Here is a 583-nt window from a genome sequence, read left to right as displayed (position 1 = left end):
GTCTGCATCGTATAAAAACGCGAGCATCGTATGATTGATAATATCCAAGATAATTTGTACCACTTAATACGGAGGCGAGTAATTATGCGCGACAAGCAGGCGAGTAGGTTCGATTTTATTTATTTTCACCCAGTAAAAAATTTAATGCATAAAAAAAGGTCACCATAATTGGTGACCTTTTTTCTTTTACTGCTTTTAATGTTCTAACTTTATACTAGATTAAAAGAGTCTTATTTTTTTGGCGCATTGGCACCGATAAACCAAGCATCTTTATCAATAGTACGGCTAACTTCAGTCAATAAATCAGCGGTATCTTCATCACCAGCGTCACCAGCGGTATCGATCGCTTCACGCAATGATGCTGCAATTGTCTTATAGCGATTGGTAAGCTCACGAACGTGCTGATCCACTTCAGTTATATCAGTAGGATAAGTCTTTAAGATAGAGTCCTCAACGACACGCTTAGAGATACCATTAGCCTTGCCGCCAAGGATAACGATGCGTTCAGCGACAGTGTCAAAAGCCTCAGTCAGGCGGACATAGGTATCGTCAAGTAATTGATGCACACCGATAAATCCAGTGC

General features: G+C 40.3%; 1 protein-coding gene. It reads right to left on the bottom strand.

Annotated features, from left to right (window positions below):
* Positions 1-230 precede the first annotated feature (230 nt).
* The coding region (dps, locus tag JMX75_RS12875) for a DNA starvation/stationary phase protection protein Dps (RefSeq protein ID WP_201532564.1) at positions 231-583 on the bottom strand (353 nt) is incomplete at its 5' end.

Origin of the sequence: Psychrobacter sp. LFX-11D, from assembly GCF_904846475.1 — a bacterium.
GTDB lineage: Bacteria > Pseudomonadota > Gammaproteobacteria > Pseudomonadales > Moraxellaceae > Psychrobacter > Psychrobacter cryohalolentis.
This window is presented reverse-complemented; position numbering and strand designations above follow the sequence as displayed.